This is a genomic window from Pseudomonas sp. MYb13, assembly GCF_002980075.1.
Classification (GTDB): Bacteria; Pseudomonadota; Gammaproteobacteria; order Pseudomonadales; family Pseudomonadaceae; genus Aquipseudomonas; species Aquipseudomonas lurida.
The window spans coordinates 331,193-345,193 of record NZ_PCQI01000002.1 but is presented as its reverse complement, the minus strand read 5'-3'; the positions used below and the strand labels follow the sequence as shown (position 1 = coordinate 345,193).

At 62.2% G+C, this 14,001-nt stretch carries 15 protein-coding genes; 9 read left to right on the top strand and 6 right to left on the bottom strand.

What is annotated here, in order from left to right:
- The first annotated feature begins 49 nt into the window (after positions 1-49).
- Positions 50-997: a LysR substrate-binding domain-containing protein gene (locus CQ002_RS05065; protein WP_017135169.1), complete on the top strand. Its 948-nt coding sequence runs from the start codon at positions 50-52 to the stop codon at positions 995-997.
- A 212-nt stretch (positions 998-1,209) separates the two neighbouring features.
- The gene (locus tag CQ002_RS05060) at positions 1,210-1,620 is read left to right on the top strand and encodes an HPF/RaiA family ribosome-associated protein (protein ID WP_016978251.1); all 411 of its coding nucleotides are present in this window, start codon (positions 1,210-1,212) and stop codon (positions 1,618-1,620) included.
- A 53-nt stretch (positions 1,621-1,673) separates the two neighbouring features.
- Here CQ002_RS05060 and CQ002_RS05055 read toward each other — a convergent pair whose 3' ends face one another.
- On the bottom strand, positions 1,674-3,185 hold the full coding sequence (locus CQ002_RS05055) for an MFS transporter (RefSeq protein ID WP_105161697.1): 1,512 nt from the start codon (positions 3,183-3,185) through the stop codon (positions 1,674-1,676).
- 105 nt (positions 3,186-3,290) lie between these two features.
- Here CQ002_RS05055 and CQ002_RS05050 point away from each other — a divergent pair, with 105 nt between their 5' ends.
- On the top strand, positions 3,291-4,163 hold the full coding sequence (locus tag CQ002_RS05050) for a LysR family transcriptional regulator (protein WP_034102325.1): 873 nt from the start codon (positions 3,291-3,293) through the stop codon (positions 4,161-4,163).
- Here the strand turns inward: CQ002_RS05050 and fecA are convergent.
- From fecA to CQ002_RS05035, 3 genes are all read right to left on the bottom strand, one after another.
- Positions 4,160-6,496 (bottom strand): TonB-dependent Fe(3+) dicitrate receptor FecA, encoded by a 2,337-nt coding sequence (gene fecA, locus CQ002_RS05045; RefSeq protein WP_034102326.1) that lies wholly within the window; start codon positions 6,494-6,496, stop codon positions 4,160-4,162. The two genes, CQ002_RS05050 and fecA, sit on opposite strands and share 4 nt — an antisense overlap.
- Before the next feature lie 91 nt (positions 6,497-6,587).
- A complete protein-coding gene (locus CQ002_RS05040) occupies positions 6,588-7,529 on the bottom strand; it encodes a FecR domain-containing protein (protein ID WP_105161698.1) in 942 nt (313 codons plus the stop codon).
- Positions 7,526-8,014, bottom strand: a complete 489-nt coding sequence (locus CQ002_RS05035) for a sigma-70 family RNA polymerase sigma factor (RefSeq protein WP_025858984.1) — start codon at positions 8,012-8,014, stop codon at positions 7,526-7,528. Before CQ002_RS05035 ends, CQ002_RS05040 begins: the two co-directional genes overlap by 4 nt.
- A 170-nt stretch (positions 8,015-8,184) precedes the next feature.
- On the opposite strand from CQ002_RS05035, the gene CQ002_RS05030 reads away from it, so the two are divergent.
- Genes CQ002_RS05030 through CQ002_RS05010 form a run of 5 tightly spaced genes read left to right on the top strand, consistent with a single transcriptional unit; the run spans position 8,185 to position 11,945 of the window.
- Positions 8,185-8,487 (top strand): DUF3649 domain-containing protein, encoded by a 303-nt coding sequence (locus CQ002_RS05030; RefSeq protein WP_069021912.1) that lies wholly within the window; start codon positions 8,185-8,187, stop codon positions 8,485-8,487.
- Positions 8,484-10,058 carry a PepSY domain-containing protein gene (locus CQ002_RS05025; protein WP_105161699.1) on the top strand — a complete coding sequence of 525 codons (1,575 nt, stop codon included), beginning with the start codon at positions 8,484-8,486 and terminating at the stop codon, positions 10,056-10,058. The genes CQ002_RS05030 and CQ002_RS05025 overlap by 4 nt, the downstream gene beginning before the upstream one ends.
- Positions 10,059-10,385, top strand: a complete 327-nt coding sequence (locus tag CQ002_RS05020; protein ID WP_034102330.1) for a DUF3325 domain-containing protein — start codon at positions 10,059-10,061, stop codon at positions 10,383-10,385. It abuts the gene before it with no gap.
- 7 nt (positions 10,386-10,392) lie between these two features.
- Positions 10,393-10,971, top strand: a complete 579-nt coding sequence (locus CQ002_RS05015; protein WP_034102331.1) for an RNA polymerase sigma factor — start codon at positions 10,393-10,395, stop codon at positions 10,969-10,971.
- Positions 10,968-11,945 (top strand): FecR family protein, encoded by a 978-nt coding sequence (locus CQ002_RS05010; protein ID WP_105161700.1) that lies wholly within the window; start codon positions 10,968-10,970, stop codon positions 11,943-11,945. Before CQ002_RS05015 ends, CQ002_RS05010 begins: the two co-directional genes overlap by 4 nt.
- On the opposite strand, the gene CQ002_RS05005 is transcribed toward CQ002_RS05010, so the two are convergent.
- Together CQ002_RS05005 and yejK are read right to left on the bottom strand one after the other, a co-directional pair.
- Positions 11,946-12,296, bottom strand: coding sequence for a glutaredoxin family protein (locus CQ002_RS05005; RefSeq protein ID WP_034102333.1), 351 nt, complete (start codon positions 12,294-12,296; stop codon positions 11,946-11,948). It lies immediately after the preceding gene.
- On the bottom strand, positions 12,296-13,300 hold the full coding sequence (gene yejK, locus CQ002_RS05000; protein WP_010212893.1) for a nucleoid-associated protein YejK: 1,005 nt from the start codon (positions 13,298-13,300) through the stop codon (positions 12,296-12,298). The genes CQ002_RS05005 and yejK overlap by 1 nt, the downstream gene beginning before the upstream one ends.
- Positions 13,301-13,696: 396 nt before the next feature.
- On the opposite strand from yejK, the gene CQ002_RS04995 reads away from it, so the two are divergent.
- A complete protein-coding gene (locus tag CQ002_RS04995; protein ID WP_003188840.1) occupies positions 13,697-13,978 on the top strand; it encodes an HU family DNA-binding protein in 282 nt (93 codons plus the stop codon).
- Positions 13,979-14,001 lie beyond the last annotated feature (23 nt).

The window sequence follows — 14,001 nt, the reverse complement described above, 5'->3', positions numbered from 1 at the left end:
CACTGACCAACGAATTATCCTAAGACACCCTTTAGCAGGACTAAACGCTATGACCCGGCCTCTCCATGGCCAGACGTATGTCTGGCTGCACGTTTTTTCCTGCGCTGCGCGGCATTTGTCGTTCACCCGCTGCGCAGAAGAACTGCACATCACGCCTGGGGCGGTGAGCCAGCAGATTCGCCAACTGGAGGAACGTTTGGGCTTTCGGCTGTTTCACCGACGCGCACGCGGCGTGGAGTTGAGTGCCGAAGGCCAGCGCCTGGCGGCAACCGTGGGAGAGGCCTATGGCAGCATCGATGCCGAATTGCAGCGGCTGGACGCCGGAATGATCAGCGGCACCCTGCGCCTGCGCTCGATCCCGTCGTTTCTGGGTAAATGGCTGACCCCACGCTTGCCGCGCCTGCAGCAACGCTTTCCGGATATCCAACTGCGCATGGTCGCCGAGGACAGCAGCATTGCGCTGCATGAGGGCGATTTCGACCTGGCCATCGATTTGAACGACGGCAGCTACCCTGGTCTGTTATCCACAGCCCTGTTGGACGAACAGATCTTCCCGGTGTGTGCCCCCAGCCTGTTGCGCGGCCGCCCGCCCCTGCATGGTCCGGCGGACCTGGTGCACTTCCCGCTGCTGCACGATATTACTGCCTGGCGTGGGAGCTATGAGTACGCGGAGTGGGAGTTCTACCTGAATGCCATCGGCTATCACGACGCCGATGTGCGCCGCGGGCACACCTTCAACCGCAACCACCTGACTATCGAAGCGGCCATTGCCGGCATGGGCGTGGCCATCGCCCGTCGCACCTTGCTCAACGATGAATTGGAACGCGGCACCTTGATCGTGCCGTTCGGCCTGGCTGTGCCCAACCACAAACGCTACGTGCTGCTGTATGCGCCGGGTGCATTGAGCCATCCAGGCGTGCGTGCCGTGCATGACTGGCTGGTGGAAGAGGCCGGGATTTTTCGCGGATTGCACCCGTTGGGAGAGGGGCAATTGTAGGATTCGCAGGGCGTAAGAAGACGCGGCTAACTCCCCACCCTAACAGCGTTTTTGCTTGTCGTCAGGGTTAATTTGTAATGTGGGATTTATCTTTGCAAAGGGGTTGAAATGTTCTTCTGGCTGCTCAATTGTGTAATCAGGAGGTCATGGTTTCACCACACCGGTGTTGCAGTTGTGACCTCTAGCGAGCTAGCTGAAATAAGGGAAGAACTATGCAAATCCAAGTCAATAGCGATAACCATATTGAAAGCAGCATCCGACTGGAGGAGTGGGTACGTACCACCATTGAGAGCACGCTCGAACGTTACGAAGAAGACCTGACCCGAGTGGAGGTCTACCTGCGGGATGAGAACGGCGACAAGCCCGGTCCCCATGATTTGAGTTGCCGCCTGGAAGCGCGTCCAAAAGGCCATCAACCGCTGTCGGTGCTGCACAAAGCCGATACCCTGGAACAGGCGATCGACGGTGCGGCGACCAAGCTGGACCATGCGTTGGAACATCTGTTTGGCAAACTGCAAGGCAAGCCACGCGCTGCCGGGAAAAACCAGCCGACCACCAAAGTCAACGAAGATGAACTTGAGCAGGAGTTCCTTGAAAAAGAACGTGCCGTATTTAATGGCTGATAGTGTTTAAGTCCCTCTAAAAAACGGGCCTGCATACGCAGGCCCGTTTTCGTTTACGGCCCGCGCCGGAAGAAATGCCGGCTCAATAATGCCAGCCCACAGGCTCCCAGCCCTGCAAACACCATGGCCCAGCCTGCACCGTCACGCAGTGCGGCCCGGGCATTCGTGACGTCCAGCCCGGGTACGTCCAGCTTCCCCGCTGCAATCTGCTGGCTGAGTGCCGGCCAATCCAGTGCAGTGCTGTCGGGCAGCAGGCTGGCCAACGCATGACCGATCCCCAGCAACAGCACCAGCCCCATCAGCGCGATATTGACCGCCAGGGTGATCAGCCGTGCGCTGAGGTCAATGCCTGAAGCCATGCCGGCGCGGTCTGCCGATACCGACCCCGTTGTGGTGTTGGTAGTGGGCGAGTTGGTCAGCGCCAGTCCGACGCCGGCGAGGGCGCAACTGCCGAGGATCGGCAGGATGCTGGGATGCGCGGTGCCATTGATGGCGGCCATGGCCAGGAAACCCGCGCCCATCAGGCCGAGGCCGGTGGGGATGATGCGCTCGGCGCCGTAGCGCAGGGCCAGGCGTTCAGCCAGCGGCGGTACGAGCAAGGTGGGCAGGGTATAGGCGAGCAGGGCGCCGCCGGTGGTCAGGGTGTCGTAGCCCAGGCCAGCCTGGAAATACAGCGGCAGGTAGATCATGAACGGCCAGAAGCTGAAGTTCATGCCGATCGAGCCCATCAATGCGCCGTTGAAGCGCTGGATACGGAACACCGAGAAATCGAACATCGGGTGGGCGCTGCGCCGTTCAACGACGCCGAACAGCAGCAGCCCCGCCACGGCCAAGGCTGCCCAGCCGAGCATTGCCGGTGTGCCAAAGCCGTTTTCAGTGCCCTGGGTGATGAAGTAAACCAGGGCGAACACAGACAACGTCAAGGTGAGCATGCCGGCGATGTCGAGACGATGGGCGGCCGGGTCGCGAGACTCCTGCACACTGACGTGCAGCACCACCAGGGTGAACAAGGTGAGCGGCACATGCACGAGAAACACCCAGCGCCAATCCGCGACCGCCAGGATCAGCGCGCCCACCATCGGCCCGAAGCCCAGGCCCACGCCGGCAATCACGCCCCATATTGCGAACGCTCGCGCCCGCGCCGCAGGTTCTCGAAACAGGTGCGACAGAATTGCGAACTGGCAGATCATCATCGCCCCGGCGCCGATGCCCTGGACAAAGCGCGCCGTTACCAGCGTGGACGCATTCTCGGCCAGCCCGCAGGCCAAGGATGCCAGCCCGAATGCCCACAGGCACAGCACCAGCATGCGGCGGCGGCCGAAGCGATCGGCCAGGGTGCCGGCGGCCATCAGCACGCTGGTGCAGGCCAGGGTGTAGGCGTTCATGATCCATTGGGCGTCCTGGAAGCCGGTGCCCAGTTGGTGTTCAAGGGTGGGCAGGATCACCGGTACGCTGGAAATTTCCAGGCCGAACATCAGCGCGACCAGGCACACGGCGGTGAGGGCGAGACCGTTTCTGGCGGTGCGCGCTGGGCTGGCGATCGATAACGTGGCAGCGGGTGGCATGGGGACTCTCCTGTCGATGGGGTGTCGGGGTATTTTCAGAGGAATCTGGCTCTTTATTCGTGATAAGTTTTCCACTTATCAGGGACTTCAGGGCGACAATCGAGCATGGCCACTCCGCGTTTTGATGGTGTTGAGCTCTTTCTGCAAATTGTCGAAAGCGGCAATCTGACCGAGGCCGCCGAGCGCCTGAACCTCACGCGCTCCGCTGTCGGCAAGGGGCTGGCGCGATTGGAGGCGCGCCTTGGCACCTGCCTGTTGCAGCGCTCCACGCGGCGCCAGCGTCTGACCGAAGACGGCCAGGCCTACTACGAACATTGCCTGCGTGCACTGGCCGAGCTTGAGGCGGCTGAATCGGTACTCGAAAGCGGCCGGCAACAGCCACGCGGACGGTTGCGGGCAAGCCTGCCGCTGGCTTTCGGTCACCACTATGCGGCGCCCGCATTGTGGGGCTTGATGGCGCGTTATCCGGAACTGGAGATCGAGATCAGCTTCGCCGACCGGTTGGTAGACTTGGCACAGGACGGCTTCGACATTGCTGTGCGGATCGGTCCACTGCCCGATACCGACCGCCTCAGCGCGCGACGCCTGGGCGAGCAGTCGGTGGGGCTGGCGGCTTCACCGGCGTATTTGCAGCGGGTCGGGCCGATTTCATGCATCGAGGATCTGGCCGGTCACCGTGGTATCGCCTACCGCAGCAATACCCCGCACCGCAATCGAGTGGCCTCGCCGCTGATGATGGACGACCTCCAGGCCGTGGCCGATGCCGCCATCGCGGGCGTGGGCCTGGCCTGGTTGCCGAGTTGGTTGATTGCCCACTATGTGCTGCGTGGGCAATTGCAGGCAGTGCTGCCCGAGTACCGTGAGCAACCCGCACCTATCCATGTGATCTGGCCCACGGCGGCGCATATGCCGGCCAAGACGCGCTGCGCCATCGACGCGTTGGTGGCCGGCACCCCCAGTTGCCTGGCAGGCAGCTAGAACGCTATAGAGGTCTGCACATACACCGTGCGCGGCTCACCGACGTATTTGCCTTTGTTGTTATCGTCGAACGAGCGCGTGTAGTACTGCTTGTTGAAGATGTTTTTCACCCCCACTGCCACGTTCAGGTCCGACAGTTGCGGGCCGAAGTCGTAAGCCGCACGGCTGCTGAACAGCATGTAGCCGGGAATGCGCCCATTCGCACCGTCGGCACTTTCGGCCTGGGTGTTGGCGTTGTCGGCGAACTGGCTGCTCTGGTAGCTGCTGTCCACATTGAGTTTCCAGCGACCTTCCGTGTAGCCCACGCCGAGGGTGCCCTTGTGTTTGGACGAGAAGGGCACGCGGTTGCCTTTGTTCGGGCCATCCTCGCGAATGGTCGCATCGACGTAAGCGTAGCTGGCATACACATCGAACCCCGCCAGCGCCGGGCTCAAACCGTCGAGGGCGTAGTTGACGCTCGACTCGATGCCCTGGTGACGGGTCTCACCTCGGGCAATCACCGAGTCGTTGGTCTGGTTGCTTTCATATTGGTTGTCGAAGTTGATCAGGAACGCGCCGATCTCCGCGCGCAGGCTGCCGTTGTCATAGCGCGTGCCGAGTTCCCAGGTGCGCGCTTTTTCCGGCTTCACTTCGCCGCTGGTCACCCGGTTGGGCATCTGGCTGTACTGCACGCTGCCGAACGATCCTTCGGTGTTGGCGTAGAGGTTCCAGTCATCGGTGAGGTGATAGAGCACGTTCAAGGCCGGCAGGGCAGTGTTGTAGTCACCCTTGTATTTGACGTTGCTCAGGTTGTTGGTTTGCTGGGACTCGATCATCTCGTAGCGGATGCCCGGGGTGATGGTCCACTTGCCGATATCGATCCGGTCATCGATGAAGAAGGCATTGGCTTCGGTGCCGCCGCGCGTGTCGCGGTCGTTGCGGCTGTTGGTGGTGGGGATCTGCTGGTTGGCAGCAATCGGCGTGCGATAACGCAGCTCGTGGCCGGCCTCGTTGATATAGCGGTAGCCGACGCCGACTTCGTGGCTGGTCGGGCCCAGATCAAAGCCCTGGGCGAAGCGGGTCTCCAGGCCGCGCACCCAGTATTCGCGTGGCGACAGCGACAGGAACGTGCCCTGGTCCAGGTAACCGCTGCGCAGGGTCTTGGTGAAGAAGCTGTTCACGGTGAATTCGCGACGGTCCTGCTCATAGCGATAGCCGACGTTGAACATCGTACGGCGACCCCAGAATTTGTCGTAGGGGCGGGTGGACTGGTAAGGATCGGCCTTGTAGTCCGCGACGTTCAGGCCGCCGGGCATATCGGCCTGGCCCTCGTAGTACTGCGCCATGGCGTTGAAGCTGTTGGCGTCGTCGAGCTGGTATTTGCCCTTGAGGATCAAGTCGTCGATGCGCGTGTTGCTGTTCTCACGCCAGTCGCCGCCACGGGTACCGGAGTACAGCAGCGCGCCACCCAAGCCATTGTCGGCGGTGCCGCCGGCCAGCAGGTTGCCGGTGGTCTTGAAGCCGTCATGGCTGGAGGAAGGACTGGTCTCGGTCTGCAGGCCACCTTTGACCGTGGGCGCATCCGGGATCGCGCGGGTCACGAAGTTGACCACGCCCCCGACGTTCTGCGGGCCGTAGCGCACAGCGCCGCCGCCACGCACGACGTCGACGGCGTCCATGTTGCCCATGCTGATGGGCGCGAATGAAAGCTGCGGCTGACCATAGGGTGCAAAGGGCACGGGGATGCCGTCCATCAATACGGTAGAGCGTGACGCCAGGCGCGGGTTGAGGCCGCGAATGCCGAAGTTCAGCGCCATGTCGTGGCTGCCGGTGCCGTTGTTATCCGGGGCGTTGACACCGGGAATGCGGTTGAGCACGTCCTTGGCCTGGGTCGCGCCCTGGCGTTCGAATTCTTCACGGCGGATCACGTCACGGGCGCCTGGATGTTCGAACACGTTGGTTTGCGCCGCGTCGCCCAGCCAGTCGCCCACGACGCTGGAGGTGGCCAGTTCCACGCTGGCCGGCGCGTCGGCCGGTTGCAGGCTAAAAGCGTTATCCCCTTCCGGGCGGGCTTGAAGGCCAGTGCCTTCGAGCAGTTTGTGCAGGCCTTCTGCGGCGCTGTAGTTGCCGGACAGGCCCGGGCTCTGCCTACCCGCCGTGACTTCGGAACCGAAGGAGATCAGCACGCCCGCCTCGCGACCAAACTGATTCAACGCAGCTTCCAGCGAAGTCGGGGCAATGTGATAAGGCTTGGCCTCCGCCGCCACCGCAGGGGGCAATGCGGTAAGGCTCAGGCTGGCGCCGAGTAGGAGTTGGCGGAGGGTGCGGGCAAGAGGCGTCGGTGGCTGGGGCATGAAGAGCGGTCCTGAGAAGGAAGGATCAAGGTGGCTTTCCTTCTCTGTCACGCGAGGTGTGGAAAACGGCTCACAGTCTTTGAATTTAATTTCAGGCACGCGCCTGGACGGTCACCCAATACCGGGTAAAGCGCCGCACCTTGACCGGCAGGCTCACCTCCAGCAGGTCGAGAATGCGTTCGCTGTCATCCACCGGGTAGCTGCCAGAGATCAGCAGGTTGGCCACTTGCGGATCGCAATTGACCTGGCCACGGCGGTAGCGACCCAGTTCGCCGAGGAAATCTTCCAGACGCATATGCGCAGCCACCAGCATGCCATCGGCCCAGGCGCCGCTGTTGGCGTCGGTGGGGCGCGGGGTGTCCCAGCCTTTGCGCGTGAAGTTGACCTGGCGCGCGGCCTCCACAGTGAGGGGCAGGCCGCTGTAGGTCTTGGGCATGACCTCGACGCGCCCGTCGAAGACCGCCACTTGGGTGTGATCATTGAACTGGCGCACGTTCAAACGTGCCGCCTGGCTGGTGAGCAGGCCCTGGCCGGTCAGGATGTTCAGCGGTGTGTTGCCCGCGATGCCGGTCAGCAGGATCTCGCCTTCGAGCAAGCGGATCAGTCGTTGCCGGCCATCGAAATGCACATCCACGGCACTGCCGGTATTGAGTTGCAACTGGCTGCCGTCCGCCAGTTGCACCTGGCGGCGTTGGCCGACGGGGCTGCGGTAGTCGGCGGTCAGCGGCGGCAGAATGTGTTGCTGGCGCAGGCTCCAGGCAGCGGCCGACCCGGCACCGAGGATCAGCAGCAACTTGAGGGCCTGGCGGCGGCTGGTGGAGGTTGGCGCGTTCAATGCCGCATGGGCCAGTGGCGAGGGCATGCCCCGCAGGCGCTGGTTGACGCGTTGCATATGGTCCCAGGCTCGCTGGTGTTCGCTGTGGGCGTTCAGCCATTGTTGCCAGGCCGCTTGCTGACGAGGATTGAGCGCGCCTTGCTGCATTTCCATCAGCCAATGCACGGCCTGTTCGGCGACTTGAGTGGAAAAACTCATAGGGCGAAGTAACAGCGCATGGCTGCTTTGTTCAGGTGACGTTTGACGGTGGCGATGGAGATGCCCAGTTCAGCGCCGATTTGTGCGTAGGTCAGGCCATCCAGTTGGGCCAGCAGGAACGCGCGTTTGACCTGGACGGGCAGGCCATCGAGCAGCTGATCCAGCTCCACCAGGGTCTGCAGGATGATGGCGCGTTCCTCTTCCGACGGTGCCACGTGTTCGGGCATCTGCGCCAAGGCGTCGAGGTAGGCGCGCTCCAGGTCCTGGCGGCGGTAGAAGTTGAACAGCACGCGCTTGGCGACAGTGGTGAGGAACGCACGGGGCTCGATCAGCGTGGGCGTTTCCCGCGCGGTAAGCACGCGAATGAAGGTGTCCTGCGCCAGGTCGGCGGCACTTTCGGGGCAGCCGAGCTTGCGCCGCAACCAGCCGGTGAGCCAGTGGTGATGGTCGTTGTACAAAACTTCGACAGTGTTGGACGGGCTCAACGGGGACACTCCACAAGCATCGCCATGCTTTAGAGAACAAGAATTGTTCGCATTGTAGGGCGCGTGGGAGGCTTCGGCAATCCATCTGCGCAGGTGATTCATCCGTTCTGTTTTGCTTATGAGAATATTTATCATTAATATTGCGCGCTGATGAACCTGGCGCCTCCCGCATGAAAAGCAAAACCTCGCTGCCCGTCTCCTATCGTCTTGCCGTGACCTCGCGGGTACTGGCTGCCGTGGTGGGGGGTTACCTGATGGCTTCCCTGGCCAGTATCTGCCTGGCGCTGTGGTTGCCCACGTCACGTGCTGACGCGGTGATCACCGGCATGATGAGCTCGTTTGTGTTCTATCTGCTGGCCGTGCTCTGGTGTTTCGCCTGCCGCAGTGCCGCGCGTGCCTGGTTCGGCGTGATGCTGCCCAGCGCGGCATTTGCCACGCTGGCGGGGGTGGGCTTCTGGATGGCACGCACATGAAGGAGGGCTTTCGCCAAGCCATGGCCTGGCTGCACACCTGGGCCGGGTTGATCTTCGGCTGGCTGCTGTTCGCGATTTTCCTGACCGGCACCTTGTCCTACTTCAAGGACGAGATCAGCCATTGGATGCAGCCCGAAGTACAGGCCCATCCGCTCGACGACGCGCGCAGCCTCATGGTGGCGCAAACGTATCTGCAGCAGCAGGCACCGAAGGCCGCGCGCTGGTTCATCACCCTGCCGGACAGCCGCGACCCCGGCCTGTCGGTGATGTGGCAAGACAAGGTCGACCCCGGCAAGCGCGGCAATTTCATCCAGAAAACCCTCGACCCGGTCAGCGGCCAACCGGTGCAAGCCCGTGAAAGCATGGGCGGCGAGTTCTTCTATCGTTTCCACTTCCAACTGCAAATGCCTCACCCGTGGGGCCGCTGGCTGTCGACCATTGCCGCGATGGTGATGTTTGTCGCGCTGGTCACCGGCATCATCACCCACAAGAAAATTTTCAAGGACTTCTTCACCTTTCGCCCCCGCAAAGGCCAGCGCTCCTGGCTCGACGGGCATAACGCGGTGGGGGTGCTGGTGCTGCCGTTCCACTTGATGATCACCTACAGCAGCCTGGTGATCTTCATGAGCCTGGTGATGCCCGCGCCGATCCTGGCCTCCTACGGCAACGACACCCGGGCGTTTTTCAGCGAGGTGTTCCCGGCGACCGACAATGCGCCGGCACTGGGCGAGCCCGCACCCTTGAAATCGTTGGTACCGATGTACGAAGAGGCCCAGCGGCAGTGGGCGGGCGGGCATGTCGGCCGGCTGGCGGTGAATAACCCCAGTGACGTGAACGCGTCAGTGAATGTATTCCGCGCCGGGTCCGATCGCGTGGTGCACGATTTCGGCAGCACTGTGTCCTTCAACGGCAGCACAGGTGAATTGCTGCGAGTGAGCGGCGAACAGTCGTTGCCGGCCGTCATCGGCGGCAGTTTCTACGGCCTGCACATGGGCCATTTCGCCGGGCCGGTACTGCGCTGGTTGTACTTCATCTGTGGCCTGGCCGGCACGGCGATGATCGGCACCGGGCTGGTGATCTGGCTCGGCAAGCGCCAGCTCAAACACGCTAAAGCCTCGGTCATGCCGTTTGAGTTGCGCCTGGTAGAAGTGCTCAACATCGCCAGCATGGCCGGGCTGATGATCGCCATCGCCGCGTTCTTCTGGGCCAACCGTGTGTTGCCGGTGAGCTTCGCCGAGCGTTCCGACGGGGAAGTTCAAACCTTCTTTATTGCCTGGGGCCTGAGCCTGTTGCACGCCATCCTGCGGCGCGGTCGCCAGGGTTGGGTCGAGCAACTGAGTGTCGGTGCGCTGCTGTTCGTCACGATTCCATTGCTCAACGCACTGACCACGTCCAGCCACCTGGGGGTGTCACTGGCGACCGGCGATTGGGCGATGGCCGGCTTCGACCTGACCTGCCTGGCCAGCGGTGTGTTTCTCGCTTGGGCTGCCTGGAAGATGCAGCATCGCACCGCGCCAGCGCCCAAGGCTGAACGCGCTCGCACGTTGACCCTCAAGCAGGAGGCCAACTGAATGCTGCTCGCACTGCTGATGTGCTACGCCGGGTTCACGGCGCTGTGCTTGTCCACCGACCGTCATCACGGCGAACTGTTGCACCGCAAACTGTCACCACGCCGGCGCCTGGGCTTGCGTGTGGCCGGCTGGTTGCTGCTGACGCTGTCGATCTGGCCAGCGGTGAGTGTCGCGGGGTGGGGACAGGGCCTGGTGCAATGGTGCGCCGTGTTGATGCTCAGCGCGTTGCTGCTGGTGCTGTTGTTGCCGTATCGGCCAAGGTTGGCCTTGATCCTGGCGGGCGTCGGCCTGCTGGCCAGCCCCGTTGCGGCCTTCGCCACCCTTTGAGCTCACCTTGATGATCAGCACCCCACCCGAACCCCAAGACAGCCAGCACGCTGACGCGGCCGGTGGGCGTGCGCATTTCCTGCAGGTCTTCTTGTCCCAGCGCTCGCAGATGGAGGCCTTGGTGAGCCGCCGCGTAGGGTGCCGCGCCACGGCGGCCGACCTGGTGCAGGACCTGTTCCTGCGCTTCTGGCGTCGGCCGCTGGTGCAGGTCGAAGAGCTCAGCACCTACTTGTTGCGCTGCGCCGGCAACATCGCCATCGACCACCTGCGCAGCGAAGGCGCACGGGTACGCAGCAGCGAAGGTTGGCTGCCCGAGCAGCAAGACAACCAGGGCTGCGAACCCCAGGCGGCGCTTGAAGCCGGCAATGACCTGCGCCACGTCGAAGCCGCCCTGCGCAGCTTGCCTGAGCGCACGCGGCAGATTTTCCTGCTCAACCGCATCCACGGCCGCAAATATGCGGAAATCGCCAAGGCCATGGGCTTGTCCCAAAGTGCCGTGGAAAAACATATGATGCGTGCCCTCGAAGCCTGCAAAGCCAGCCTTCGCGACCCCTCATCCCCACGCACGCCAGGGAAAGCACCGTGAACGTCACCCCCACGCCCGACCAGGAACAAGCGGCCCTGGCCTGGTTAAGCCTGCTGCATGACCAGCCCAGCAGTGGCGACCAGGCCACGTTCAGCCAGTGGCTGCGGGCCGACCCTGCGCACATCGAGGCCTACTCCCAGGCCCAGGTGCTATGGGAGTTGAGCGAAGTACCGGCGCGCAAGCTGGCGGACGAAGAGGCGTTCGCACTGCAAGGCTACCTCAATGCGATGAACACCTCGAAGCGCTCGCGGGTGGTGCGCTGGTCCGGGGCGCTGGCCATGGCGGCCTGCCTGGTGGTGATGGTGTCCATGGGGGCGGGTTGGCAGCCATCGCGCTGGGTCGATGACTTGGGCGCCGACTACGTGACCGCGCCCGGCGAAGTCAAAACCGTCACCCTGGCCGACAAATCCCAAGTCACCCTCGATGCCGACAGCGCCATTGCCGTGGATTTCAACCATGGCGAGCGGCATATCCAACTGCGTCGCGGCGCGGGCTTTTTCAGCGTGACCCATACCGGTGAGTCCTTCGTCGTGGAGGCGGGCAGTGGCGAGGCGCGGGTCCTGGGCACACAGTTCGAAGTGCGCCTGCAACCGGCAGGGGCCCAGGTTACGGTGTTGTCCGGGCGGGTTGGCGTGACACCGTCAAAGCACGGCCAGCAGCAAATTCTTGCGGCCGGCCAGCAAGTGGCCTACGCCGATGGTATTGCCGACCCACTGCACGGGGTCGACAGCGAATCACGCCTGGCCTGGCGCGACGGTTGGCTCAACTACTACAAGGCGCCGCTGGCCGACGTGGTCAAGGACCTGGAGCGTTACTACCCCGGTCGCATCCTGTTGCTCAACGATGAGATGGGCGCCAAGCGTGTCAGCGGCAGCTTCCCGAGCAAGGACCCGCAGGCCGTGTTGAATGCGTTGCAGGCCGTGCTCGGCTTTGAACAGCACACCGTACTGGGGCGGATGATCGTGGTGCGCTGATTACTTCAGCGCAGCCATGATCTTCTCCGGGTTGTAGTCGCGAATCAGCGTGCCATTTACGTCCACAAACGGAATCCCACCACCCCCCAACGCCTCATACGCCTTGCGTGCCTGGGCGTCTTTCTCGATATCGAACGCCTGGTAGGGAATGCCTTTCTGGTCCAGGAACCGGCGGATCTGCTTGCAGTACCCACACCACTCGGTGGCATAAAGCACCACGTGCGCCGAGGCGCGCACGTGCTCAGGGGCCACCTGCGAGGGGTTGAACACCCGCTCGATCTTGCCCCAGTTCTGGATCACTACCACGACCAGCAATACCAGCAGGACTTTCTTGAAAACCCCGCCGAGCATCAGTTACGGCGCTTGAGCTGATCGGTCAGTTGGGTGGGCAGGCCCTTGATGATCAAGGTACCGGCGGCTTCGTCGTATTCGATCTTGTCGCCCAGCAAATGGGCCTCAAAGCTGATGGACAGGCCTTCGGCACGGCCGGTGAAGCGGCGGAACTGGTTGAGGGTGCGTTTGTCGGCCGGGATTTCTGGCGACAGGCCGTAGTCCTTGTTGCGGATGTGATCGTAGAACGCTTTTGGCCGATCTTCATCGATCAACCCGGAGAGTTCTTCCAGGCCCATCGGTTCACCCAGCTTGGCCTGGCTGCTGGCGTAGTCCACCAGGGTCTTGGTTTTTTCGCGGGCGGACTCGTCCGGCAGGTCTTCGCTTTCGACGAAATCGCTGAAGGCCTTGAGCAGGGTACGGGTTTCACCCGGGCCGTCGACGCCTTCCTGGCAGCCGATGAAGTCGCGGAAGTACTCCGAGACCTTCTTGCCGTTCTTGCCCTTGATAAAGGAGATGTATTGCTTGGATTGCTTGTTGTTCTGCCACTCGGAGACGTTGATCCGTGCCGCAAGGTGCAGTTGACCGAGGTCCAGGTGACGCGAGGGGGTCACGTCCAGCTCGTCGGTCACCGCCACGCCTTCGCTGTGGTGCAGCAGGGCGATGGCCAGGTAGTCGGTCATGCCTTGTTGGTAGTGGGCAAACAGCACATGACCGCCGGTGGAGAGGTTGGACTCTTCCATCAGCTTCTGCAGGTGCTCGACAGCGGTGCGGCTGAAGGTGGTGAAATCCTGCCCACCGTCGAAATACTCCTTCAACCAGCCGCTGAACGGGTGCGCGCCGGACTCGGCATGGAAGAAACCCCAGGCCTTGCCTTGTTTGGCGTTGTAGCTCTCGTTGAGGTCGGCAAGCATGTTCTCGATGGCGGCCGACTCGGCAAGCTCGGAGTCGCGGGCGTGAAGAACTGCAGGTGTGCCGTCGGGTTTTTTGTCGATCAGGTGGACGATGCAGTGACGGATCGGCATAGGCTTCTCGGCTGGTTGATAGGGGAGCGGTTGGCCTCCCCGAAAAGTCGCCAAGTGTACCGCACCATTGGCCGGGGCGTGCTTCGAAGGGTGTTTTGGGCACCGTCCGACGGGCTATATACCTTTTTTTCACGGTTTAGAGCGATAAAGCTGACCAAATGGGTAGGTAGAGGCGGATATTTCCCCGTCTCTGTGCTAGTTTTGCCCCGTCTTACGCCAAGTCTCGGCGATAAGCGTGCATTCAGCATCTGTCAGGTCGAACCAATCCCCGTTTCAAGCATCTATAACCCCGATCTCCGTGGTTATAGCCGGGGGTGCCAGGCCTTGACGGTCGGGCTCGATGGCTGACACTGCACTCTGCAATCCATATGAATTTGATAGGGAAGGAACACCACAATGGCTATTACTAAAGACCAACTGATCGCTGACCTGGCTGAAGCAGTAGACGCACCGAAAACTACCGTGCGCGCTCTGCTGGACCAACTGAGCCAAGTTGTTGCTGATCAGCTGGAAAACGGCGGCGAAATCACTCTGCCAGGCGTTGGCAAACTGAAAGTGACCGAGCGTCCTGCCCGTACTGGCCGTAACCCTTCGACTGGCGCTGCCATCGAAATCGCTGCCAAGAAAGTTATCAAGCTGGTTGTGGCCAAAGGCCTGACCGACGCTGTTAACAAGTAAGACGCAGCAAAAAAAACCGTGCA